General features: G+C 50.8%; 22 protein-coding genes. 18 read left to right on the top strand and 4 right to left on the bottom strand.

The genetic code is table 11. From position 1 onward, the window contains the following. Positions 1 to 351: 351 nt before the first annotated feature. From ACE41H_RS17285 to ACE41H_RS17270, 4 genes are all read left to right on the top strand, one after another. On the top strand, positions 352 to 1,422 hold the full coding sequence (locus ACE41H_RS17285) for a sulfate ABC transporter substrate-binding protein (RefSeq protein ID WP_375356727.1): 1,071 nt from the start codon (positions 352 to 354) through the stop codon (positions 1,420 to 1,422). A gap of 33 nt (positions 1,423 to 1,455) precedes the next feature. Next, complete coding sequence (gene cysT, locus ACE41H_RS17280; RefSeq protein ID WP_375356726.1) at positions 1,456 to 2,289, top strand: sulfate ABC transporter permease subunit CysT; 834 nt, start codon at positions 1,456 to 1,458, stop codon at positions 2,287 to 2,289. An 18-nt stretch (positions 2,290 to 2,307) separates the two neighbouring features. Then, on the top strand, positions 2,308 to 3,180 hold the full coding sequence (gene cysW, locus ACE41H_RS17275; RefSeq protein WP_375356725.1) for a sulfate ABC transporter permease subunit CysW: 873 nt from the start codon (positions 2,308 to 2,310) through the stop codon (positions 3,178 to 3,180). Between the two features lie 103 nt (positions 3,181 to 3,283). Further along, the gene (locus ACE41H_RS17270; RefSeq protein ID WP_375356724.1) at positions 3,284 to 3,505 is read left to right on the top strand and encodes a YezD family protein; all 222 of its coding nucleotides are present in this window, start codon (positions 3,284 to 3,286) and stop codon (positions 3,503 to 3,505) included. Between the two features lie 100 nt (positions 3,506 to 3,605). Here ACE41H_RS17270 and ACE41H_RS17265 read toward each other — a convergent pair whose 3' ends face one another. Next, positions 3,606 to 3,710 carry a sporulation protein YjcZ gene (locus ACE41H_RS17265; RefSeq protein ID WP_375356723.1) on the bottom strand — a complete coding sequence of 35 codons (105 nt, stop codon included), beginning with the start codon at positions 3,708 to 3,710 and terminating at the stop codon, positions 3,606 to 3,608. Positions 3,711 to 4,055: 345 nt separating this feature from the next. Between ACE41H_RS17265 and thiD the strand changes: the two genes are divergently transcribed. The 4 genes from thiD to ACE41H_RS17245 all read left to right on the top strand — a co-directional run bounded on the left by thiD (position 4,056) and on the right by ACE41H_RS17245 (position 8,963). Further along, the gene (thiD, locus tag ACE41H_RS17260) at positions 4,056 to 4,874 is read left to right on the top strand and encodes a bifunctional hydroxymethylpyrimidine kinase/phosphomethylpyrimidine kinase (RefSeq protein ID WP_375356738.1); all 819 of its coding nucleotides are present in this window, start codon (positions 4,056 to 4,058) and stop codon (positions 4,872 to 4,874) included. A gap of 71 nt (positions 4,875 to 4,945) precedes the next feature. Then, positions 4,946 to 5,179: a hypothetical protein gene (locus ACE41H_RS17255; RefSeq protein WP_375356722.1), complete on the top strand. Its 234-nt coding sequence runs from the start codon at positions 4,946 to 4,948 to the stop codon at positions 5,177 to 5,179. Positions 5,180 to 5,499: 320 nt separating this feature from the next. Further along, entirely contained in the window at positions 5,500 to 6,918 is a 1,419-nt protein-coding gene (locus ACE41H_RS17250) for a serine hydrolase (protein ID WP_375356721.1), read from the top strand. A gap of 350 nt (positions 6,919 to 7,268) precedes the next feature. Beyond that, positions 7,269 to 8,963, top strand: a complete 1,695-nt coding sequence (locus ACE41H_RS17245; protein ID WP_375356720.1) for a M3 family oligoendopeptidase — start codon at positions 7,269 to 7,271, stop codon at positions 8,961 to 8,963. A gap of 136 nt (positions 8,964 to 9,099) precedes the next feature. On the opposite strand, the gene ACE41H_RS17240 is transcribed toward ACE41H_RS17245, so the two are convergent. After that, positions 9,100 to 10,071 (bottom strand): ring-cleaving dioxygenase, encoded by a 972-nt coding sequence (locus ACE41H_RS17240; RefSeq protein ID WP_375356719.1) that lies wholly within the window; start codon positions 10,069 to 10,071, stop codon positions 9,100 to 9,102. Positions 10,072 to 10,315: 244 nt separating this feature from the next. On the opposite strand from ACE41H_RS17240, the gene ACE41H_RS17235 reads away from it, so the two are divergent. Then, on the top strand, positions 10,316 to 11,224 hold the full coding sequence (locus ACE41H_RS17235; protein ID WP_375356718.1) for an aldo/keto reductase: 909 nt from the start codon (positions 10,316 to 10,318) through the stop codon (positions 11,222 to 11,224). A 70-nt stretch (positions 11,225 to 11,294) separates the two neighbouring features. After that, complete coding sequence (locus tag ACE41H_RS17230) at positions 11,295 to 11,621, top strand: thioredoxin family protein (RefSeq protein ID WP_375356717.1); 327 nt, start codon at positions 11,295 to 11,297, stop codon at positions 11,619 to 11,621. A 117-nt stretch (positions 11,622 to 11,738) separates the two neighbouring features. Here the strand turns inward: ACE41H_RS17230 and bacA are convergent, their stop codons facing one another. Together bacA and ACE41H_RS17220 are read right to left on the bottom strand one after the other, a co-directional pair. Further along, a complete protein-coding gene (gene bacA, locus ACE41H_RS17225; RefSeq protein ID WP_375356716.1) occupies positions 11,739 to 12,542 on the bottom strand; it encodes an undecaprenyl-diphosphate phosphatase in 804 nt (267 codons plus the stop codon). Positions 12,543 to 12,777: 235 nt separating this feature from the next. After that, positions 12,778 to 14,100: a hemolysin family protein gene (locus ACE41H_RS17220; protein ID WP_375356715.1), complete on the bottom strand. Its 1,323-nt coding sequence runs from the start codon at positions 14,098 to 14,100 to the stop codon at positions 12,778 to 12,780. A 260-nt stretch (positions 14,101 to 14,360) separates the two neighbouring features. Between ACE41H_RS17220 and ACE41H_RS17215 the strand changes: the two genes are divergently transcribed. From ACE41H_RS17215 to ACE41H_RS17180, 8 genes are all read left to right on the top strand, one after another. Beyond that, on the top strand, positions 14,361 to 15,128 hold the full coding sequence (locus tag ACE41H_RS17215; protein ID WP_375356714.1) for a DUF1836 domain-containing protein: 768 nt from the start codon (positions 14,361 to 14,363) through the stop codon (positions 15,126 to 15,128). A gap of 202 nt (positions 15,129 to 15,330) precedes the next feature. Then, on the top strand, positions 15,331 to 16,290 hold the full coding sequence (locus tag ACE41H_RS17210; RefSeq protein WP_375356713.1) for a glycosyltransferase family 2 protein: 960 nt from the start codon (positions 15,331 to 15,333) through the stop codon (positions 16,288 to 16,290). Positions 16,291 to 16,307: 17 nt separating this feature from the next. Continuing rightward, positions 16,308 to 17,216 carry a glycosyltransferase family 2 protein gene (locus ACE41H_RS17205; protein ID WP_375356712.1) on the top strand — a complete coding sequence of 303 codons (909 nt, stop codon included), beginning with the start codon at positions 16,308 to 16,310 and terminating at the stop codon, positions 17,214 to 17,216. Between the two features lie 54 nt (positions 17,217 to 17,270). After that, a complete protein-coding gene (locus ACE41H_RS17200) occupies positions 17,271 to 18,650 on the top strand; it encodes a lipopolysaccharide biosynthesis protein (protein ID WP_375356737.1) in 1,380 nt (459 codons plus the stop codon). After that, on the top strand, positions 18,625 to 19,599 hold the full coding sequence (locus tag ACE41H_RS17195; protein ID WP_375356711.1) for a polysaccharide pyruvyl transferase family protein: 975 nt from the start codon (positions 18,625 to 18,627) through the stop codon (positions 19,597 to 19,599). The genes ACE41H_RS17200 and ACE41H_RS17195 overlap by 26 nt, the downstream gene beginning before the upstream one ends. Positions 19,600 to 19,863: 264 nt before the next feature. Further along, the gene (def, locus tag ACE41H_RS17190) at positions 19,864 to 20,454 is read left to right on the top strand and encodes a peptide deformylase (protein WP_375356710.1); all 591 of its coding nucleotides are present in this window, start codon (positions 19,864 to 19,866) and stop codon (positions 20,452 to 20,454) included. Positions 20,455 to 20,535: 81 nt separating this feature from the next. Further along, positions 20,536 to 22,356 carry a cache domain-containing sensor histidine kinase gene (locus ACE41H_RS17185; RefSeq protein WP_445974748.1) on the top strand — a complete coding sequence of 607 codons (1,821 nt, stop codon included), beginning with the start codon at positions 20,536 to 20,538 and terminating at the stop codon, positions 22,354 to 22,356. Then, entirely contained in the window at positions 22,349 to 23,926 is a 1,578-nt protein-coding gene (locus tag ACE41H_RS17180; protein ID WP_375356709.1) for a response regulator transcription factor, read from the top strand. Before ACE41H_RS17185 ends, ACE41H_RS17180 begins: the two co-directional genes overlap by 8 nt. Positions 23,927 to 24,063: the final 137 nt, after the last annotated feature.

Raw genomic sequence — 24,063 nt, 5'->3', positions numbered from 1 at the left:
ACGTCGGGCTACGCACGTTTGCGGCGCTGTCCGATGAGACGAAGGTGGACAACCCACGGTATCTGCGAAGAGCGGAGGCGGTGGGAACATTCACACGGAAAAAGTTCTTTACACCATCTTGGGTTTTTCATACAATAGGCATATAACACACTAATCGGGTAGGAATTATTTATAATTGTAGTTCTCACCGTACAGACGGAGGAACTCCTTAGGATACACGGGACTGGTATGATCGCAGAGATCGCCGGAATCGTCGTGCTGTCCAGAGGAATTCTTCCGTCTTTTTTTCTGCCTGTACACAGCACAATGAATTCTTTAACCAAATCAGAGCAACCGGGGGAGAGATGTTGTATGAAAAAGGGGTACAAAAAAGGACTGTTAATCGGTTTGTCGCTCGTATTCACCGCCACGCTGGCAGCCTGCGGCGGCAGCTCGGCCGGGAATGACACGGTGGCGTCCCAGGGAGGCACAGGCGGAGCAGCGCCTGAAGAAGTAGAGCTGCTGAATGTATCTTACGATCCTACGCGCGAGCTTTATGAGGCTTACAATAAAGCTTTCGCGGCCCATTGGGAGCAGGAGGAAGGACAGAAGGTTACCATTAAACAGTCGCATGGCGGATCAGGCAAACAGAGCCGCTCGGTGCTCGACGGGCTGCAGGCGGATGTGGTCACACTGGCGTTAGGCTATGACATCGATGCACTGCAGCAGAAAGGCCTGATCCAGGAGGGCTGGCAGAGCAAGTTTGAGCATAACAGCTCGCCTTACACATCGACGATTGTGCTGCTGGTTCGTGAGGGAAATCCGAAGGGCATCAAGGACTGGGATGATTTGATCAAGGACGGGGTCGAGGTGATCACGCCGAATCCCAAAACGTCTGGCGGAGCCCGCTGGAACTATCTTGCAGCCTGGGGCTATGCCCTGAAGCACAACAATAACGATGAAGCCAAGGCGCAGGAGTTTGTGAAGGAGCTGTTTACGCATGTGCCTGTTCTGGACAGCGGCGCGCGCGGCGCAACGACAACCTTCGTGGAACGGGGGATCGGGGATGTGCTGATTGCCTGGGAGAATGAGGCGCTGTTATCGGTGCAGGAGCTTGGGGAAGACAAGTTTGATATTGTCTATCCGTCTGTTAGCATTCTGGCAGAGCCGCCGGTAGCTGTTGTTGATAAAGTCGTTGATAAAAAAGGCACACGCAAAGTGGCGGAAGCTTATCTGAAGTATCTGTATAGCGAGGAAGGGCAGAAGATAGCGGCCGAAAACTATTACCGCCCAACACTTGAAAGCGTGGCTGAACAATTCAAGGATCATTTCCCTCAAATTGAATTGTTCACACTGCAGGATGTATTCGGAACATGGCAGGAAACCCAGGAAAAGCATTTTAACGATGGGGGTATATTCGACCAGATTTATGTGCCCCAATGAGGGGATTTTGTACCGCAAAGGAGTGGATTGGGGATGGGTGGGTCTCAAGCTTCCAATAAAAAGGTGCTGCCAGGCTTCGGTCTCACGCTGGGATACACAGTGCTGTATCTCAGTCTGGTCGTATTGTTGCCCTTGTCGGCGCTGCTGTTGAACTCAACAGGGCTGACATGGACCGGATTCTGGGAGGCCGCTCTGGATCCGAGAGTGATTGCCTCCTATAAAGTAAGCTTTCTATGCTCGGCAGCCGCCGCTTTGATCAATCTGTTTCTCGGCCTGTTGCTGGCATGGGTGCTTGTGCGTTATGAGTTTCCTGGCAAACGGGTATTTGATGCGATCATAGATTTGCCGTTTGCGCTGCCTACCGCTGTGGCGGGGGTGGCGCTGACTGCACTCTACTCACAGAACGGGTGGATCGGCTCCATTTTTGAGCCCTTTGGCATCAGATTAGCCTTTTCACAAATCGGCATTACGCTGGCGTTAATGTTCATTGGTATCCCCTTTGTGGTGCGCACTGTGCAGCCGGTGCTGGAGGAGCTGGAAGCGGACACGGAGGAGGCGGCCGCTACACTTGGGGCCGGAAGATGGCGCACCTTCCGCAGCGTGATCCTGCCTGAGCTCGTTCCTCCACTGCTGACGGGATTTGCGCTGGCTTTTGCCAGAGGCATTGGGGAATACGGCTCGGTGGTATTTATTTCCGGCAACATGCCGATGAAGACGGAGATCGCTCCACTGCTGATCATGTCCAAGCTGGAGCAGTATGACTACGCCGGTGCAACAGCGGTTGCGCTGATGCTGCTGGCGATATCTTTCATCCTTCTGCTCTGCATCAATATGGTGCAGCGCCTCTCAAGAAAACGAATGGCCTGAGAAAGAGGAGGCTCAAATATGACGGATTCCGCGCAAGTATGGACTGGATCGCATGTACCGCCAAGGCTGTCTGGCAGAAGTGCAACCACGGAGGCCCCTTGGGTCAAATGGGTGCTTATCGGGGCTGCCTTGCTGGTGCTCTTGTGGCTGCTTGTGCTCCCGCTCGCGGTCGTGATGACGGAAGCGCTCAAGCAGGGTTTGGAGGTGTATGCGGCGGCGCTGCGTGACCCGGATGCGCTGTCCGCCCTGCGGCTGACCCTGCTCGTGGCGGCGATTACGGTGCCGTTGAACACCATCTTCGGCACAGCGGCCGCCTGGCTGATCACCAAATTCAAATTTCGCGGCAAAGGCATTCTCGTTACGCTGATTGACCTGCCTTTTGCTATTTCACCGGTTGTCGGGGGACTGATCTATGTGCTTGTCTTTGGGGCTCAAGGCTGGTTCGGTCCGTGGCTGGAGGAGCATGATATCAAAATTATTTTTGCGGTTCCCGGCATCGTGCTCGCCACCTTGTTTATTACGTTCCCTTTTGTAGCCCGTGAACTGATTCCTCTCATGGAGGAGCAGGGAACCCATGAAGAGGAGGCGGCTGTAACGCTTGGCGCCGGAGGATGGCAGGTATTTTGGCGTGTTACGCTGCCCAATATCAAATGGGGGCTGCTCTATGGGATCATCCTGTGCAATGCGAGGGCCATGGGGGAATTCGGGGCGGTATCGGTCGTATCCGGCCATATCCGTGGTGAAACGAATACACTGCCGCTGCATGTGGAGATTTTGTATAATGAATATCAATTTTCCGCTTCCTTTGCGGTGGCTTCACTGCTGCTGCTGCTTGCCCTTGCCACCCTTGTGCTGAAAAGCTGGCTTCAGCGCAAAAAAGTTCATCCCTAAGGCTTGGAAACGATTGACGCCGGTTTTGGAAGCATGATAAATTATAAACCAAGTATATAGGTTGGATAACAATGTTTTATATATGAATAAAGGAGGCGGCCGTATGGCAAAACCGCTGAAGGTGGACCAGATTTGGATGAACCGTATTGCTGAGCTGCTGGATGATATGGAATTCGGCTCACTTCATATCGTTGTCCATGAAGGACAGATTGTCCAGATGGAACGGACGGAACGCAAGCGTTTTGGAAACACGGGTTCGGAAGCGTCAAAGCAGGTGCACGGGCGTACTTCCCCTCGGCCGCTCCGCAAGTCAGGATCAGAATAAGGGGATAATGCTGCTTATGTCCGGAAAATCCAACAAGGGCACCTTGGCCAAAATGGCTGCAGGCGCCCTTGTGTCTTTTTTATGATTCAGTTTTCACAAATTACACCCAGAAAGTGCGGCTGATGATAACCAGCAGGATGAACAGAACCAGGATGACACCTGTGGAAGTCCATAATCCACCATATCCTCTTTGAACTGCGCTCAATTGTCTTCCTCCTTCCCATGGGTTAATTAGGTCGTTCCCTCATTGACGGCTAATGCTTATTTTCTAAAACAGTATATTCATACAGATTAATGACGGAAATCAGCAGGAGTCCATTTTGCGCCGACAAAGATTAAATAGGCGTTCTTAATGAAGACTGTTCAATTGCAACGGGGGACGGTATAATCAGGACAACCATCATCTCGCTGGTATACTGTAAAAAATTCGGACAGGAGATGCGGATTACTGGAGCGATGATAAAGGCGGAAATCCTGCCTGAAGGGGTTTGACAAGAAAGACCGACAGGATTAGGATAAATGCAGCATGGAAGTGAAGGAGAGCATGAACATGACCGTCCCTAAAACATTGACGATTGCCGGCTCTGATACGAGCGGAGGAGCAGGCATTCAGGCCGATCTGAAGACTTTTCAGGAGTTCGGCGTATATGGTATGACCGTACTGACCACGATTGTTGCGATGGCACCCCGCACTTGGGACCATCTTGTATATCCGGTAGCCCTGGATGTGGTGGAAGCGCAGTTGAAAACCGTACTGGAAGGCATCGGCTTTGATGCCATGAAGACAGGCATGCTTGGCTCCGTGGAGATTATCGAACTGGTTGCCGGGTATTTAAAGAAGCATGATCTCAAACGGATCGTCATTGATCCGGTTATGGTATGCAAAGGTACGGATGAAGTGCTGCAGCCTGAAAATACGGAAGCGATGCTGGAACTGCTTATTCCGGGCGCAGATCTCGTTACACCGAACCTGTTTGAGGCGTCACAGCTTGCCAAGACAGGTTCGATCCGCACGGTCGAGCAGATGCAGGAAGCGGCTGCCATTATTCATGAACGCGGCGCCAGGCACGTGTTGATTAAAGACCGCGGCAAAATTAAGGAAGGCAAAGCGATGGATCTGCTCTATGACGGGCACACCTTTGAATGGTTTGAAACGGACAGTGTGAATACGAGCTTCACCCATGGCGCGGGCTGCACCTCATCCGCAGCCGTTACCGCAGGGCTGGCACAAGGCCTTTCGGTGCGTGAAGCTGTGGAGCAGGCCAAGCAATTTATTACCCAGGCAATTGCCGGCGGGTTCCGTCTGAATGAATTTGTCGGGCCAACGCTTCATGCTGCCCACCGTCTGCAGCAGAACGACTTATCATAAAAGATATGCGCGTGCAGCTAAATTAACCGGGCATTGGCCTTAATTCTACCTCATAAAAGGAGGTGAGAGGCTTGGGAGCATATGAGCAGGCGATAGCTTTATGGCGTGGATACGGCATTCAGTCTGCCGCTGATCTGGACCGCTGTCTGGACAGCTTTCGCATCCTGTTTGCTTATCACTCGGGACGGATAGAAAATGCGGAAATTACGTATCATGACACGCGGGATATTTTTGAGAATGGCAAGGTGCATCAGTTTACAGGGAATCCACGGACGCTGTTCGAGCAGCAGAATCAGAAGCAATGATATGAATTGATCATCCGCTGACAGAGTTTTTGCAGCACGAAACGGAAAAGACCTGGGCCAAAGCGTTGGAGCTAGCCCGCGGTGACGGTCCGAAGCGCAGGGGACTAGCGGATTTCATGCCGGAGAAGTAAGACAATGAAGCAATTATAGCAAGTTGCAGGAGAAGCCGCCTCAAATATGGGATGGCTTTCTTGCTTTTTCTAAGAAGGGAGAACGGCTATGAGAGTCAAGACATAATCCGCTTTATTCTCTTTTACAATTTGACGGATATTGGCGTTTTTTTTAACCAGCTTTGACGAAAGAATGGAGGACAGCTTTACATGAATGGGTTGAATGAGAGAGCACTTCCCTTTATGCGCTGCTTTGTGCTGCTGCTTCTGTGTACGGCCTTATTTGCCGGGAGCAGCCACAATGCACTGGCACAGTCCGGAGCCATTACCGTGACAGTGGATGGGGTCGAGGCGAATTGGAATACGAAGCCTTATATTGCTTACGGCACGACATACGTTCCGCTCCGGGAAGCGGCTGGTGCGCTGGGAGCTACTGTGCGCTGGAACGCAAGCGCCAACAGTGCTGTTGTCCAGCTGAACGGGGATGTCATTACGTACAAGCTTGGTTCCACAGCGGTTGATGTGAACGGTTATGCCTGGCAGCAATCCTCGCCGCTGCGCTATGTAAAAGGTGTTTTAACAGTGCCGCTGCGGGGTGCGATTGAGCCGCTGCGTGCTACAGTCAAACCTTCCAAAACAACCGCAGGCACGCTGCTTGAAATTCAAAGCGACAGTGAAACCATGCTGAGCAGCAGCATGAAGTCAGTGGATACTTACCTGCGCAATGAATCGTTCTCCGGTCTGGCCCTGGTGGCGAAAAACGGGCAGGTATTGCTCCGTAAAGGATATGGCCCGGCCGGCGGCGGCAAGTTTAACCGTCCCGACATGAACACGCGGATCGCATCGTTGTCCAAATCGTTCACGGCGGCTTCCGTACTGAAGCTGTCAGAGGCGGGGCTGCTGAGTCTGCAGGACCCGGTATCCAAATATATTCCCGATTTTCCGCGTGGGGACGAAATTACACTGCATATGCTGCTGTCACATACCGGCGGGCTCAGGGCAAACTTCACCCGTACAGAGGGGATGACGCTGCAGGATACCGTGAATCAAATCAAACAGCTGACCATTCAATGGGAGCCCGGCACCCGTTTTCAATACAGCAACTGTGGCTACGTGGTCCTCGCTTATATTATTGAACAGGCAAGCGGAATGACCTATGGGGATTATCTGGAGAAGAACGTGCTGGGTCCGCTGGGTTTGAAGCATACAGGCCAGGCCGCCCCTGAAACTTCGACGATTAAAGGCCACACCTACAAAAATAGCGTAATGGCCGAAGCTCCTTATTATGTATCAGTGGAGGGAACAGGCACGCTGTATTCCACGCTTGATGATATGCTGACCTGGAACAGCGAGAACGGATTGGACAAGCTGCTCAGCAGCGAGTTGCTGACACAGATGCTGACCCCATATTCCGAGAAGAACTATGGATACGGCGTGCTGGTCCGGCAGGACGAATCCGGCCAGGGTATGACTATTTATCATAATGGCAGCGGAACCGGCTACAAGACAGGCATGATGCGGGATACCGGCACAGGCTTGACCGTTATCCTGCTGGGTAACCGCGACGGGCTTGATACAGTGCCGATGATGGACGAAATCATGAACCGCGCCCATGCTTCCGGTCTATAACGGGTACAAAAGGTCAAGAACAGGGAATTTTACTCCTGTCCTTGACCTTTTGTTTAATCAGCAATTACGGGATATATTCGTTGACTGTGATTTTCTACCTTTTTTAAGTTGGGGTACGCACGCAGCAGCGGAGAGGCCGAAGCAATTCCGGAAAAGCGGAGCATTCGCCTTTGTCACCGAATTTCTACCGCTAAAAATTATAATCATTGGAAATTTGGGGACAACAGCGATTGTAGGAATGGTTCGTTCTCGGAGCGTCTTAGGACCACATTACATGCTTAAAAGGCTGGTATATTATAGCAATCGGGATGTATAATAAACAACATATTGGGAAAAGGGAGGCCGTGCCTATGAAGTTCAGTGAGATGAAATACGAAAGACCGGATTTGTCCGAATTTGAACAGCGGTTTAAAAAATTGCTGGAGCAGTTCCGAAATGCAGACCAACCAGCGCAGGGCAAGGCGGTTATTCAGGAGCTCAACAAGCTGCGCAGCCATGTGGATACGAACTGCCAGCTGGTCGAAATCAGACATTCTATCGATACAACAGATGAGTTTTATAAAAATGAGAAAGAATACGTAGATGAAATCAAACCCGTTTTCCAGGAATACATAACCGACTATTACCGGGCGCTCGTGGATTCACCATTGCGGGGGGAACTGGAGCAAGAATGGGGCAGTCAACTGTTCCGGCTGGCCGAGGTTTCCCTCAAAGCATTTGATCCTGCCATGATCGAAGACATGCAGCAGGAGAACAAGCTTGGCACCGAATATATGGCGCTGATTGCCTCCGCCAAAATCCTTTTTGAAGGGGAAGAGCGTACGCTCCCGCAATTAACCCCATTCCTGCAGTCGACAGATCGCGATATCCGGCGCAGAGCCGCTGAAGCGCAAAACGGATTTCTGGCTGCACACGAGGATCAGTTCGATCGCATTTACGACGAGCTGGTGAAGGTCCGTACCCGGATGGCCCGCAAGCTGGGTTATGCCAACTTTGTAGAGCTCGGTTATGCGCGTATGAACCGGACGGATTATAATGCGGCGATGGTTGCCAATTTTCGTGATCAGGTGGCAGAGCACATTGTTCCAGCTGCTTCCCGTCTTAAAGAACGGCAGCGGCAGCGGATCGGTGTGGAGACACTTCGTTATTATGACGAAAGCTTCGCATTTGCGACAGGCAACCCTGTCCCCAAAGGCGGACCGGACTGGATCATTGAAAACGGAGCACACATGTACAAAGAGCTGTCTCCCGAGGTGGATGAGTTTTTTACGTTTATGAAAGACAACGGCCTGATGGATCTGGTCAGCAAAAAAGGCAAGCAGAGCGGGGGCTACTGCACCTTTCTTAATGATTATGGCGCACCATTCATATTTTCGAATTTCAACGGCACCTCCGGGGATATCGATGTACTGACACATGAAGCCGGTCACGCTTTTCAGGTGTATGAGAGCAGACATTTTGACATCCCTGAATATTTCTGGTCCACCTACGAAGCTGCGGAGATTCATTCCATGAGTATGGAGTTTTTCACATGGCCGTGGATGAAGCTTTTCTTTGCGGAGGATACGGAAAAATACCGTTTTGATCATCTCTCGTCAGCACTGCTGTTTATTCCTTATGGAGTCGCAGTCGATGAATTTCAACATGCAGTCTACGAAAATCCGGACTGGACTCCGGCGGAGCGGAAGCAGGCATGGCGTTCCATCGAGCGCAAATATCTGCCGCATAAAAACTACGAGGGTAATGATTACCTGGAGGGCGGAGGCTTCTGGCACAAGCAGGCGCATATTTTCCAGTCACCGTTTTATTATATTGACTACACGCTTGCCCAGATTTGCGCATTCCAGTTCTGGAAGCGGATGAACGCGGATTGGCAGTCGGCCTGGAATGACTACCTGCGTTTGTGCCGGGCAGGAGGAAGTCAGTCCTTTACAGGCCTGGTCGAGCTGGCGGGGCTTAAATCCCCATTTGAAGCTGGTTGCGTCACTTCTGTTATCGGCGACATTGAGGCCTGGCTGGATGGTGTGGACGACCGGAAGCTTTAAGATCGGCCGCGGAGCCGGACGAATTTTTGCAGAAGATGAACGGTTTACAGCAACAGTGGCCCGCTGAACGCAGCAGGCAAAAGACTAAAAAACCGGGACCTCCTGTTCAAAGGGATGTCCCGGTTTTAATGTGCTTTTATTTTGTTGTATTCAGCGGTTTCAAATGGGCCTCAATATCTTCTCGGCGGTTTTCCAGAAACGGCGGTAGGGCAAGAGCTTCGCCAAGATGCTCTGGGTCCTCATCCGTCGCAAAGCCGGGACCGTCAGTAGCCAGCTCGAACAAAATGCCATTCGGCTCCCGGAAATACAGAGAGCGGAAGTAGAAGCGGTCCACGAAGCCTGAATTGCCGATTTGCAGACTGCGGATGCGCTCCACCCATTGACGCAGCTCCTCTTCATCGGTTACGCGGAATGCGACGTGGTGAACACCGCCACGTCCAAGCCGCTCAGGGTCGAGGTCGTTGCGTTCTTCAAGGTGCACCTGGGCTCCGTTCCCGCCCTCAGCTGTTTCGTAAATGACGATATCCGGCTGCCCAGTGACAGTAGCAGGATAGGAGCCAACTTTGCGGAAGCCCATCACCTTCTCCAGAATCAGCCCGGTATGCTCCGCTACGGGTACAGTCAGCTTGATCGGTCCGAGACCGATGATGCCGTATTCGGCCGGAACAGGGCTTTTATCCCAGGGCTTGCCGCCCCGAACTCCCTGATCATGCTCATCGGAAATCAAATAGAAGCGCTGTCCTTCGAAATCTTCAAATGGCAAAATCTGATGCCCGGCCTGCTCCGTAATGTCTTCATGCTTCACGTTCAACTCCTCAAACCGGTTCTTCCAGTAGGTCAAGGCTTTATCGTTCGGAACGCGCAGCGACAGGGAGGAGATGCTGTTATTCCCCCTGCGGTTCTGTCCGGCATTCGGAATTTCAAAGAAAGTCAGCTCTGTGCCTGCGGTTCCAATCTCATCAGCGTAGAATAAGTGGTACACGCGAATATTATCCTGATTGACGGTTTTTTTGACAAGGCGCATGCCGAGCACTTCTGTATAGAACTCAAAGTTTTTGGCGGCAGAGGCTGTGAAAGCCGATACATGGTGCAATCCAAGCAATTTCATGATAAGTCCTCCTTGGTAGTTCTTTATTATTGGGTAAAGGTACTGGATTCATTATTTATCTTTATTTAAAGATATATTGTTTTGTGATAAATGTCAACACATGAAATGAAAAAAGGAGGTTACTCGTTTGTAGAGTGCTGCTTTGCGCCATGCGGGTCGGCTTGAACAGGCGGAAATGATACGGTACGATGAGCTTGTATATAAGGTCTGGGACAACATGTAATTTATTGGGAGGAGAGAAAACATGAAAAAGAACCGGCTTGGATCTTCCGATCTCATGGTAAGCGAAATCGGCTTTGGCTGCATGACGATTGGCACAGAGGAACAAAAAGGAGTTTATCTTATTCACGAAGCGCTTGAAAAAGGCATCAATTTTCTGGATACTGCCGATTTGTATGACAGCGGCCGGAACGAAGAGATCGTTGGCAAGGCTGTGCGGGGAAGGCGCCAGGACGTTATCATTGCGACCAAGGTAGGCAACCGGCGTATTCCGGGCCAGGAAGGCCTGGTGTGGGATCCGTCAAAGGCTTATATCCTGGAAGCTGTTAAAGAAAGTCTGAAACGTCTTGGCACAGATTATATTGATCTGTACCAGCTGCATGGCGGTACACTCGACGATCCGATTGACGACACAATTGAGGCTTTTGAACAGCTGAAGCGTGAGGGAGTCATCCGCTGGTACGGTATTTCTTCCATCCGGCCGAATGTGATCCGTGAATATGTGAAACGTTCAGGAATCGTAAGTGTCATGAACCAATACAGTCTGCTGGACCGGCGGGCGGAGGAAGAGGTTCTCCCTTTGCTGGGAAATGAAGGGGTCAGCCTGATTGCTCGCGGCCCTGTAGCCAGCGGAGTGCTGGCTGAGAGAGGAGCATCCAAGGCGGTGAAGGGTTATCTGGATTATAAGGAGTCAGAGCTGTTGAACGTGCGTGAACGCCTTGCAGCGTTCGCAAGCGAAGAGCGGAGCATGGAGCAGTTAGCCATCCGCTACAGCCTGGCGCATCCGGCCGTGGCGACTGCCATTCCTGGAGCGAGCTCTCCGGAACAGCTTCAGCACAACGTTGGCGCCGCCGCTGTCACGCCGTTGACGGAGCAGGAAATTCGTGAGCTGAGAAGCTTTAGCAAAGCGAACCGCTACACACAGCACAGGTAACTGTCATAGTTGCAATTTGAGCGATAATGATTACAATAAAAGAATAAGTATTCAGCAGGAGGGATGGACGATGGAGCGCATTGAATCACAGCAGCAGTATCAGGAGCTGATTCAGGGAGATGGACTAACGGTTATTAAATTCGATGCAACCTGGTGTCCGGATTGCAAGACATTGGACAAATTTATTGGCGGAATCATTGAGGAACATCCTGATAAAGAATTTTATGCCATGGATGCCGAGCAATTTCTGCCGATAGCGGAAGAAAATCAGGTTCGCGGCATTCCAAGTCTGCTGGTATTCCGCGACGGGGAGAAGATTGCCCATCTTCACAGCAAATTTGCCAAAACCCCGGCACAAATCTCTGCTTACCTGGAGACGCTGGAATCGAAGGTATAAAGATTTGTTTGTCACCCGGACTCGATGGAGCGCAAATGGTCAAGCAAATGATACAATTTTTTTCAAAAGGAAAAGGATGTTCCCGGTTATTCAAACGCCGGGATACATCCTTTTTAGTTACAGAATAATAAAGAAAAAAACGGCCGCCAGCACAAAGCGATAAATTGCAAACGACGTCAGACTGAACCGTTTCAGCAATCCAAGGAAGCTCTTGATGGCCAGCATCGCTACGATAAAGGCGGTAACAAAACCTACGGCAAATACAGGGAAATCACCTGTGGACAGCTGTTCCATGCTGCTGTACATATCGACAACCGTAGCCCCCAGCATAATCGGAACAGACACCAGGAAGGTAAATTCGGCCGCTGCCGTGCTGCTTACTTTTGCAAACAAACCGCCGGAAATCGTCGAGCCTGAACGGGAGAAGCCAGGCCACAAGGCAAGAATTTGAAATAATCCAATGATAAAAGCCTGTCTGTATGTAATTTCATCTACCGTTTCTGCGGTTGCTCTTGGATGGAATTTTTCAGCCGCAATCATCAGCAGGCCTCCGGCAACCAGACTGTATACCACCGTTTGCGGACCGAATAAATACTGCTTGATGAAGTCACGCAGCAGTACGCCCAGCAAAGAAGCCGGGATCATGGCGATGATGATATGCAGCAGATTTAGACGCGGTTTTAAGGATTGAAGCGTCTGTCTCCGGAAATCGAACATTCCCAGAAACTTCCTGAAATACAATACGACAACCGCAAGCACGGCGCCCAGCTGTACGACAACTTCAAACGTCTTTACGGATTCACTGTCTGTGTTGAGATCCAGCAGGTGGGCCGTCAAAATCATGTGCCCGGTCGATGAGACGGGTAGAAATTCAGTTAATCCCTCGATAATGCCCATAATAATCGCTGACAAAAAGTCCATGTACTTTACTCTCCTCCCCACACACGCATGCAGGGCACGCGGCCAAGCCGTATGCCCTGTCATTTATTTTAAGATTCCAGACTGTATAAACTTCTTGGTGTAATCTTCCTGGAATCGCAAGAAAAACTACTGCTAAACGCGGTCTGGCTTCTGTGAATTACATCGATAGACGTTTTTCTTTCACACCTGTGCAGAACGAAGTAAAGTGTACAACGTTTTTCGGTGAATTTCAAACTTAGTTTGTTTCTTCTTCTCCGCTGAGAAGCGACGGCTCCTCGATAATAACCTCCACACGTCTTACACGGTTTTTGCCCATTTCGCGGATAATGACTTTTACATGACCCTCAGTGTATTCTTTGCCCGTCTTCGGTTCGGGAATACGGCTGTACACCCAGCCGCCGACCGTATCGACATCCTCATCTTCCAGATTCAGACCGGTCAAGTCACTGAATTCGGACAGGATGACTTTGCCATCCATCAGATAGCTGTTCTCGGACAGCTTCTCGACTTCCTTGCGCTCATCTTTATCGAATTCGTCGCGGATTTCGCCGACGATCTCTTCCAGAATATCTTCGATCGTAATAATACCGGATGTGCCGCCGTATTCATCCACCAGCAGCGCAATATGAACCTGTTCCTTCTGCATCCGTTTCAGCAAGTCATTGACCGGGATTACCTCAGGTACCGTAAGAATCGGGTGAATCAGGGATTTGAAATCCAGATCCGGGTTCCGGTCATGCTCCAGAAACAACTGCTTCGTATTGATCATCCCGATAATCTGGTCTTTACTTTCGGTTGCTACCGGGAAGCGGGTATACTGCTCATCGTAAATAGTCTGCATGTTCTCTTTCAAGCTGCGGTTGGTATACAGACAAACCATATCGGTACGCGGCACCATAATTTCTTTGGCCACGGTTTCGTCAAAGGCAAAGATCCGGTTCACGTATCCGTACTCTGTATTGTTAATTTTCCCGCTCTCCATGCTTTCCGACAGGATAATTTGAATCTCTTCCTGGGAATGCGCCTCCTCATGCTCCGACGCGGGCTTTAATCCGAATAAACGGACCAGCCTGTTGGCAGAGCCGTTCAGAAGCCAGATGAAGGGGTACATGATGCGGTTAAACCAGATAATCGGAGGAGATGTTAACAGACTGACTGTTTCCGCTTTGCGAATCGCCAATGTTTTAGGGGCCAATTCACCAATAACGACGTGCAGGTAAGTCACAATAATAAAAGAGATTATGAAAGCCAGAATATGGCCAAAATCACCACTGATGCCTAGTTTAATAAATACAGGCTCCAAAATTTTGACCACAGTCGGTTCACCGAGCCAGCCAAGTCCAAGCGCCGTTATTGTAATACCAAGCTGGCAGGCGGATAAGTATCCGTCCAGATTGCTGACTACCTTCCGCAAGGCCTTAGCATTTTTGCGGTTTTCCACCACCAACTGATCCACACGGCTGGAACGAATTTTGATGATGGCAAATTCAGTAGCCACGAAGAAACCACTCAGTACAATTAACAACGCGAACAATAATAGACTGACACCTATGTCCATATAATTTTCACTCATCCCTTTTCTGATAAATTTAAGTTCATATGAACTTATTTTAAGAACTTAAAAGAAAAAGTACAACTGTTAAAAAGAAAGCTGTCAACCTTCTGAGCCCCAAATTTGTTCGAAATAGTGAAAGAATAGACCTTGATCGTCTGCTTTCTCGCCTTTTTCTTCCTCGCTCTTTACAACCTGCATGCTTAGGCGTATGATGGGTTCGCATGAACTTGAAATGCAACACGTAAGCATAAGGAGGAAGGCAAATGGAGTCCTTTACAATGACCCGCAGCGACATGGCCCATTTGCTGCTTGCGCTTGATAACTGTCAGAGCATGCAGCCTTTGGCCGTACTTCAGGAGGCTTGGAGAAAGAATCATCAGGACCGGCTTCGTGCCGGCAGCACGTTGCCTGCCTTTTTGAGCACCGAGGTGACTCCTGTGCTGGAGAAAATCATTAAAGGAAGGCAGATCGCAGCTTTTTCCCTGCAGGAGATCGCCTCGCTCGGCCAACTAATCGAGTATAGCCATGTTTCCCTGACCTCCATGCAGAACTGGGTGAAGCGGGATTTTAAGGAATTTCTTGGATCACCACAGGTAGGAAAAAAATACTCCATCAACCAGGCAGCCGTCCTGCTCATTATAGAGGATCTCAAATCCAGCCTTGATTTTGAATCCATCCGCAAGCTGTTTCATATTCTCTTCGGACAGCCGGGAGACGACAGCGACGACCTGATGCAGCCCATGCATCTTTACGCTGCATACTCATCCCTGTTCGAGGAACTCGACGCTAACGGTGACGGGATGTTTGACATTACCGGTACGGGACCTGCCTCCACCTTAAAGGATGGCCTTACAGAGGATATGCTGCTGCGCGCGGCAGGCAGGTATACGGATGATCTTGTCCACCTCAGTCCGAACCAGCGTGAAGCGCTCAGGAACGCGCTGCTGGTGGCCGCTGTATCGATACAAAACTCCTATTTTTTGTCCATGGCCCGCAGATATGTCAATGCGACGCTGTTTCTGGACTTTTGATCCGCAATGAAGAGGAATGGCTTTACGGCCATTTCTCTTTTTTTGTTGTTCCCTACCTATAAGTTTTCATATGCCCGAAAAAGTATACAAAAGTGGTATGTACACTCAAATGTTGTCGACGCTAAAATAGAATTATACAATCCAACAATTGGAAAATAATTCTTGGAAAAGAGAAACGGACAGGATAGGAGGAGACCGTAGCATGTCTGATGTCTCGATCATCATTTGCACAAGGAACCGGATTGCAGATTTGACACGCTGCATTCAGTCCATTGCCGCACAGCAGGATATCAACGATACGGCAATTGAGCTGCTGATTGTCGACGATGGCGATATCCCGGCACACAAGCTGGAGGAGTACCGGGAAATGCTCTCCAGGCTGCCGCGCGGGGAATTGAAGTATCATAAGAAAGAGCAACCGGGCGTGTGGCTTTCCCGGTATCAAGCGCTGTCCATGGTGAAACACGATATCGTGCTTTATTTTGATGATGATGCGGAATTGGATGACAGGTTGTACATCAGACATCTGCTGGATATGTACGGACAGGATGAGCGTATTGCAGGTGTCGGCGGGGTCGCCAAGGGACTGAGTACAAGCCGGGCAGGTAAGCTGCTGGGCGTTTTGACATGTCAAATGTCCTCCTCGCCGGGCAAGCTGTCCCCAAGCGGTCTGGCGGGCTCGCTGCTGCAGTGGGGAGAGGCCCAGTCGGTATTCCCCACTGAATTTTTCCACGGCTGCAATATGTCCTTCCGCCGGTCTGCACTGTGCGATATGAAGCCCTATCCATGGATGACAAGTTATGCGGTTGCGGACGATCTGTACATGTGCCATCTTGCAAGCCGGTACGGCAAGCTGGTCATTGATCCGAATCTCAGAATCATACATCATGAGTCTCCTAGCTCGCGGGATAAGGCCGGCAAGGTAGCCAAAGCCACGGCTGTCAACCATTATTATTTTCTGCGTCTGAAAAAAGCGGGGCTCTGGAGTTACATCGCACTGCTCTGGACGCTTTCCTATTTAATGGTCAAGCAAGCCATCAAAAGAAACTTCAACGCGGTAGCCGGATATGCGCAGGGTGTTCTGTTTGTCCTGAATCCGCGCAAGCAGAAATATGATGAATATACGGCTTCCCTGCCCATCGGCAGGAAAGGCCTCACTTAACCGAAGGAGGGAGCCAGATGATTTCCTTGTCCATTGCCATATGCACACGCAACCGGGAGGAGGATCTGAAACGCTGCATTTCCTCCATCGCACAGTCCAGCCCGCCGGCATCCGGACTGCGGGCTGAAGTGCTGATTGTTGATGACGGAGCGCTGACGGAGGAGTTTCTGAAGCAGCAGAAGCAGATCCTGGAACCGACAGGAATGGGGCTGCGCTACCATCGTAAGGAGCAGCCGGGACTATGGCTGTCAAGAGTAAAAACGGTCGAGATCGCCAGAGGAGACGTTATCCTGTTTCTGGATGACGACGTAGAGCTTCCCGCCGATTATATTCAGAATTTAATACGCACCTATGAGGAATATCCCCGGGCCGCAGGAGTGGGCGGGGTCGCGCTGGGCATGCGTAACAGCCTTTTTGGAACCATCCGCTGCCTGCTGTCCTTTCAGCAGTCCCCTTTTAAAGGGAAGCTGTCCCTCAGCGGCCAATCAGGCTCCATGTACAACTGGCATAAGGCCCGCAAGACGTTTATAACCGAATTTTTTCACGGCTGCAACATGTCCTTCCGCAAGGAAGCGGTCCGTGGGTTAAAGCCGGTTCCCTGGCTGCAAAGCTACAGTGTCGGTGAAGACCTGCTCTTGTCCCGCATTGCGTTGAAGAGCGGGCCTTTATATATTAACCCCCAGTTAAAGCTGCTGCATCATGAATCCCCGTCTTCCCGCGATAATATGGAGCATGTAGCCTACATGCGCGTGATGAATCATATTCATCTGCTGAGGGATGAGCAGTCCGGTCTGATCAAATATGCGGCACTGTGCTGGACTACGCTGTATTTGATGCTTAGGGAGAGACCAAAGAAGAATAATTCCGCAATCAAAGGATACAAAAAGGCGTTAAAAGCGATGTTTTCCAATGAGGCTGCCGGTTAACAGCGGTCGTGTCGCAGGAAGCAAGTATAGAAGCAGAGCAGGGATGTGAGTAAGATGAGCGCCTGGACGGCAGCCAAAAAAGTGTTTACAGGCGACAGCCTCGCCAAAACCATTATGCGTACCAGCTTTAACAATTTTTTCGTGCTGATCGTCACGACGCTTACTTCGATATTGACTGCACGGATGCTCGGGGTAGAGGGGAAGGGAGAACTGGCGGCAGTGCTATTCTGGCCTGCACTGATCGGCAGCGTGTTAAGCTTTGGCCTCCCCACCTCCCTCATTTACAACATAAAAAAGAAGACGGGCAGCACCGAGGAGCTGCTCGGATTATCCCTATGGATACAGCTGCCTGCTTGCCTGCTGGCAGGCGGGATCTCCTGGCTGTTTATGCCGATGTGGCTGAACGGATATTCCCCGGATATCATTCAATTGTCAAGATTATACTGTATAGCCGCCATACCCTTGGCGGTGCTGACGGCATTAACGACGGCGCTGTCCCAGAGCCTTGAAAAATTCGACGTTTATAACGGTTTGCTTTTCCTGTACCCGTTTATTAATTTCGCGGGTCTGATGGTTGTCTGGTTACTCGGGTTCCTCAATGTGTATATTGCGGGGGCCATCAACTTTGCGGCCAGTCTGGCCGCGCTGCTGTGGACATTTTTCAAGCTGCGCCATTCGGTGCATGTTCGTCGCTTCCGTTTGTCCATTGATAAAACAGTAATGCGCCCCTACTACAGCTATGGAGTCCGGGTGTACGGCATGGAGCTGATGGGGACGCTGTCCACGCAAACGGACAAAATAGTGATTATAGCTTTACTGTCGCCGCGTGATTTCGGGCTGTACTCCGTTGTTTATGCTTTATCCAGGGTATTCAATGTGGTGCAAAATGCGGTGACAAACGTAACCTTCCCACGGGTGACGGGATTGTCCCAAGCGAAGATTATCGAGACTGTCGGCAGAGCCTTCCGCATATCCATGGCCATCATGCTCATCGTCATCATTCCGAGCCTGTTCATCGGCCGGTATATGCTGGGGCTGCTGTATGGCTCCGCTTTTCTGGAAGCGGATGTGACCTTTTATCTGCTCTCGCTGGAATGCATCATCGGCGGGGGCTCATGGATTCTGGCATCCGCGTTTAATGCCCTTGGCCGTCCTGGTCTGGTGCTTATGCGCCAGATCGCGGCCTATGCGATCACGGTCGCCATGTTCTTCATATTTACACCTTTGCTCGGATTGGAAGGAATTGCGCTGGCGCTGTTAGCCGGAGCCTGCGTCCGTCTTGCCTTTTCCGTATTCTCTTTTCCGGTGTTCTTCAAGGTTCCGCTGCGGCGGATCGTGTTTGACAGGGAGGATTTTGCGTTCCTGAGACAGGTCATACAAAAGAAGCGTAAGAAGGGAGAATTGAAAGATGGCGAACTTGCATCCAATGGATGAGCTGAAAGAGAAGCTGAAAGCAATCCTTGAGGTGGTGCCTCAGGGATCGGAAATTATGTATGTGGATTATCCGGTGTATAACAACGGCGGGGACGTGCTGATCATGAAGGGAACGGAGAAGTTTTTCCGTGATTATAATATCAAAGTCCGTGCCCGCTACAGTGCGATGGATTTTCCCGCCAAGCTGAACATACCGGACAACTGGATCATCGTTTGCCATGGTGGAGGAAATTTTGGCGACCTGTACGCCAACCATCAGAATCTGCGGGAGAAGGTCGTGCGTGATTTCCCGTCCCACCGGATTGTCGTCATGCCGCAGACCATTCATTTTGAAAGTGAACGCAAGGCGGACATGGCCGCCGCGCTTTTCAATAACCATCCCGATCTACATATCTTCGTACGGGACACGCGCTCCTATGATTTTGCAACGGCGAAGTTCCATAAATGCGGGGTGCGCATGTGCCCGGATATGGCGCACCAGCTATGGCCGCTGCAGCCGACAGCCATGCCAGTGAACGATGTGCTCTATTTTCTGCGTACAGATATTGAGACCGTTGCCGGACAGCAGCAGTTTGACAGGGAAGCGGACGACAGCAACCGGCTGGATTGGGATACGATGTTTACCCCGCTGGAAGTCCGGGGCATCGTCTATTTCCAGAAGTTTTACCGTCTGGACAAGAAGCTTGGCGGCCCGCTTCCGACCCGAACCTTCTGGTATAAATATACCGATTATTTGATGAACAAGGCGATCGGCCTGTTCAGTTCCTACAAGGAGGTCCGTACCTCCAGACTGCACGGCCACATCTTATCCTGCCTGCTGGACATGCCAAATGTGGTGATCGATAATTCCTACGGGAAAAACTCCCAATATTACGAAACCTGGACTGCAGGAATCTCCAAAGCGAGCCTGCACGGAGCTTCCGGAAGCAAGCTGGAGCAGCCGTCCTGACCGCGTCGATATTATAAAATGCTTACATGCGGCAGTTCCATCGGAACTGTCCGTTTTTTGTTGAGCACAAACGTTTCACTAAGGGTATGGCAGCCTGCATAACAGATATTTTGACAATCTTGCCGGGTCGTCGATATAATTTTACAAAAGACGCCATAGGAAACTTTTCACAGTAACATCAATGTACAACAGTAATTACATATGAATAACATGTCGTCATATTGAATGTTGCACAATTCTAGCAAGGAAGTTGAGGCAAAAGGAATGAATAATCTGCCGGTTCCCGAAATTCTTTTCATGAGTGATATTGTGAGGGAAGGAGACCCCATCCTGCGCAAGCGTACAGAGCCTGTATCCCTGCCGCCAAGCAGTGAGGACCGCCGCTGGATGGAACTGATGCTGGACTATCTCAAGAACAGCCAGAATGAAGAGAGAGCCGCCGAATACGGTCTGCGGGCCGGGGTAGGCTTATCGGCCAATCAGATCGGCCTGAACAAGCGGATGTGCGCCGTCTATATCCAATCAGGGGAAGAAACCGTTGTCTGTGAGCTGTATAATCCGAAAATCATTAGTCATTCAGCCGCCATGATCTATCTGGAGGCCGGGGAAGGCTGTCTTTCGGTGGACCGTTACGTGCCGGGTTATGTCCCCCGTTATGCCAGGATCAAGGTCAAAGCAGCGGATGCACAGGGAATAGAGCAAATTTATACGTTCAAAGGATATACGGCCATCGTCGTTCAGCATGAACTGGACCATCTGGACGGAATGATGTTCTATGACCGCATCGCCAAGGATAATCCGTATGCTCTTCCCCAGAATGTATTTATAGAGCCAGCACTACAACCTCCAGGATGACGATATACAAAAGGAATTGAGATGAGACCAACATTCCTCTGTTTATTTAGTTGCTTATGGAGGCTTCTTGGCTTCAGGGATATGAAAGCGCTTTTAAAACAGGAGGCGGCATGTGTGGGAAGAGTACCGCGAATCATCAACAATGTCCGGATGCGAAACAAGCTGCTGTTTTCTTATGTGGTGATCGTGATGATCCCCGTGCTGCTCGTCGGAGGGGCCATGATTGTCTATCTGAGGGAGCAGGCGCTGCAAAGCGCCATTGCACAAACTGTCAACAATGTGGAGAAGATTAAAACCCAGACAGGCAATTTGCTCCGCGTGCCAACAGACATATCCAACCAGCTCATGTTTGACAGCAATTTAAACGCTATCGTGAACACACGTTATGAGGGCATGCTGGACTTGACCAGAGCCTATCATGAATTCGACGACTTCAAGGAATACAGGGAACAGTACCGGGAAATCGACAGCCTTCGCTTTTACTCGTTTAATTCAACACTGGTCAACAACCTGGAGTTCATTCCCGTGGATATCGATACGCAAAATGCATACTGGTTCAAGGAAGCACTCACGGGGACGGAAATTCGCTGGTACTACATTCGTGATGCAAAAGACGATCTGCTGAATAAGCTGAGTTTGGTCAGGCAAATTCCGTTCCCGGAGCACCGGACGAGTGGTGTGCTTGTCATCGGCATTAATCAGAACGAATTGAACGGCATGCTCAGCAAAGAGCCCTTTCATACGATGATTGCCGACGAGCAGGGGGTTGTGGTTGCCGCCAAGGACCCGGATATGGTGGGAAGGACGCTGAAAGAGCTGAAGCTGGGCTTTGATTTTCATAGCAAAGGCAAAGGAACCTATAAAGCTGAAGTTAATGGGGAATCCGCTAACATTATTGTGGACGAACTGCTGCCACAGTCGAGCAAAAGCGGCCTGAGGATCATATCCGTATTCTCCACGGCCAGCATTGTAAGCGGGGCCAATCGTATTAGTCTGATCGGCTTTATTTGCATTTTGATGGTGCTGGTTGCGGCGCTTGTATTGGTGTCAATGATATCTGTCCTGATTACAAGACGCTTGCAGCGGCTGCGTGAAGATTTGAATGCGGTGGCTCGCGGAGATTTGAATGTAGTCACCAGAGTGGACGGCGGAGATGAGATCGGCGATTTATCGCGCCAGTTCAACCGGATGGTGGAGAGCATCCATCAGTTGATGCAGCAGGTAGCTGATACAAGCGAAAAGAACAGCCGGCTTGAACTGGCGCAGAGGGATATCAAGCTGAAAATGATGGCAAGCCAGATCAATCCCCATTTCCTGTTTAATGCGCTGGAATCGATACGGATGAAGGCCCATATGAGGGGAGAAAAGGACATCGCAAGGGTTGTGAGGCTGCTGGGCAAGCTGATGCGTAAAAATATTGAAATCAAAGGTGGATATACGACACTGCGGGAGGAGCTGGAAATGGTGCGTTCCTATCTCGAAATTCAAAAATTCCGTTATGGGGAACGCCTGAACTATGAAGTGGTTGTAGATGAGGCGGTATTGCAAGCGCATATTCCCCCGCTGATCATCCAGCCCCTGGTGGAAAACGCGGTTGTGCATGGTCTTGAAAATAAGGAGGAGCCGGTTACCGTGATGGTGAGCGTGCGAATGAACGGCGGTTGCCTGCATACCGAGGTGACGGATAACGGCAACGGCATGGAGGCGTTCAAGCTGGAGCAGGTTGAGGCTTCCTTCAAAGGAGAAGAAGAGCCGGAAGCCGGTCGTATCGGCATGCGGAATGTGCATCAGCGCCTGACCTTGATGTATGGGCAACAGTACGGGATTCGGATGAACAGCAAGGCGGGAGAAGGAACGCGGGTCTGCTTTACTTTACCTGTGGAGGAGGAGGCAAATGTATAATGTACTGATCGTTGACGATGAACCGGCAATTCGGGAAGGGCTGACCACGATTATGGATTGGGGCTCTCTCGGCTTCAGAGTGGCGGATACGGCGGGCAGCGGCAGGGAAGCCTTGGCGAAGCTTGCGCGCGTACAGATCGATCTGATCATTATGGACATCAGGCTTCCGGGTATGAACGGACTAGACGTCATCCGGAAAATACAGCAGGAAGCGGCGGGAATACCGTTCCATTTTCTTATATTAAGCGGGTATGCCGATTTCGAATATGCGCGCCAGGCGATCAGTATCGGAGCGGATGGTTATTTGCTCAAGCCGGTCGACGAGGAGGAAATGGCGGAGGAACTGCAGCGCATATACCGTATGCTTGAGAGCAGGGAGGCTGCCGATGGAAGGCATGACAGGTACAGCGATTATCTGGAAGCTTTGCTGCTGAATGCCTATAAAGGCGGGGAAGAAGAGCCCGGGCCCGTCCCTCCGGAGCTTCAATGGCCTTCTTACCAGGTGATCATGCTGGATATCTGTCTTCCCGATACGGACCGGATGGGCAGAATGGCGGCGGCCAGGGAACAGCTATCGAACATGTGCCGTGAGCGGAGTTACGGCTTCGTTTTTACAGCAGGCGGCCATACAGGCATTTTGCTGCGGCGGCCCTTGGAGAGGCCGGAACAGGCGTCAGAGCTGATGAGGGAAATTCGGGAGACGCTGTCTTCCTGTGCCACAGCCGTATATGCGGCGGCCAGCCGGGAAGTAACCTCTCTGGGGCAGCTTAAAGCCTCCTGCGATGCTGCGGGCTTCCTTTTGGAACGGCGTTTTTTGTTTCGGGGAGACAAGGTTCTGCTTTATTCCGACTGGGTGGCCCTGGGACAGAATGAGCTTGAGAACTCCGGGGACACGTTCCTTGAGACTGAATCAGGGATGCCATACAGGGATTTGGCGGACCGGCTTTATTATGCGCTGGAGATGGCCAATAAGGACACAGTTGCCCAGATCTTGCAGGACATGGAGAAGATGTGCTTATCCCATGGGGGCAGCGAGCAGTCTGTCAAAGAGGGCTTTGCACGAGTTCTGACGCTTGCTCTTGATAAATATATGGCAGGGCGGGAACGGGGCCGTTCTTCCCTGGAACCGGCCAGCCTGATTGCGGAAGTCTATGGACAGCGCTCACTTCCCGAGCTGGTGGAGCGGGTGCAACTGCGGCTGAAGCAATTGATGGCAAGCTTGGGCGAAGGCAGCAAAGAGGCGGTCATGAAGCAGATTGTGAACTTCATTCATGCACATTATGGGGAAAATCTGAAGCTTGAGCTGCTGGCGGAAACCTTCAATTATAACAGTTCTTATCTGGGGAAGCTGTTCAAGCAGCATACCGGAGAGCCGTTTAACCTTTATCTGGATAAAGTGCGAATCAGGAATGCCAAGCGGCTGCTTGCCGAGGGAATGAAGGTGCACGGAGTGGCGAAGCATGTAGGTTATGCCAATACGGACTACTTTCATGCAAAATTCAAAAAATATGTAGGCTGCTCTCCCTCCGCATACCGGAGCTATAACCGGGAGAAGAGGCAGCCGGAGTGAATTTCAAAAGAGGTGAGGCCCGGACATGTGTCCGGGTTCTTTTTGGCAAAGGGCAGTTAAAGAGGAAATCTCTAAAAATGACCGGATTTTTCCTCTAATTCAGCAGGTATCAAATTGCTAATGTAAGCGGTATCATC

The sequence above is a fragment of the Paenibacillus enshidis genome, from assembly GCF_042136365.1.
GTDB lineage: Bacteria > Bacillota > Bacilli > Paenibacillales > Paenibacillaceae > Paenibacillus > Paenibacillus enshidis.
This window is presented reverse-complemented; position numbering and strand designations above follow the sequence as displayed.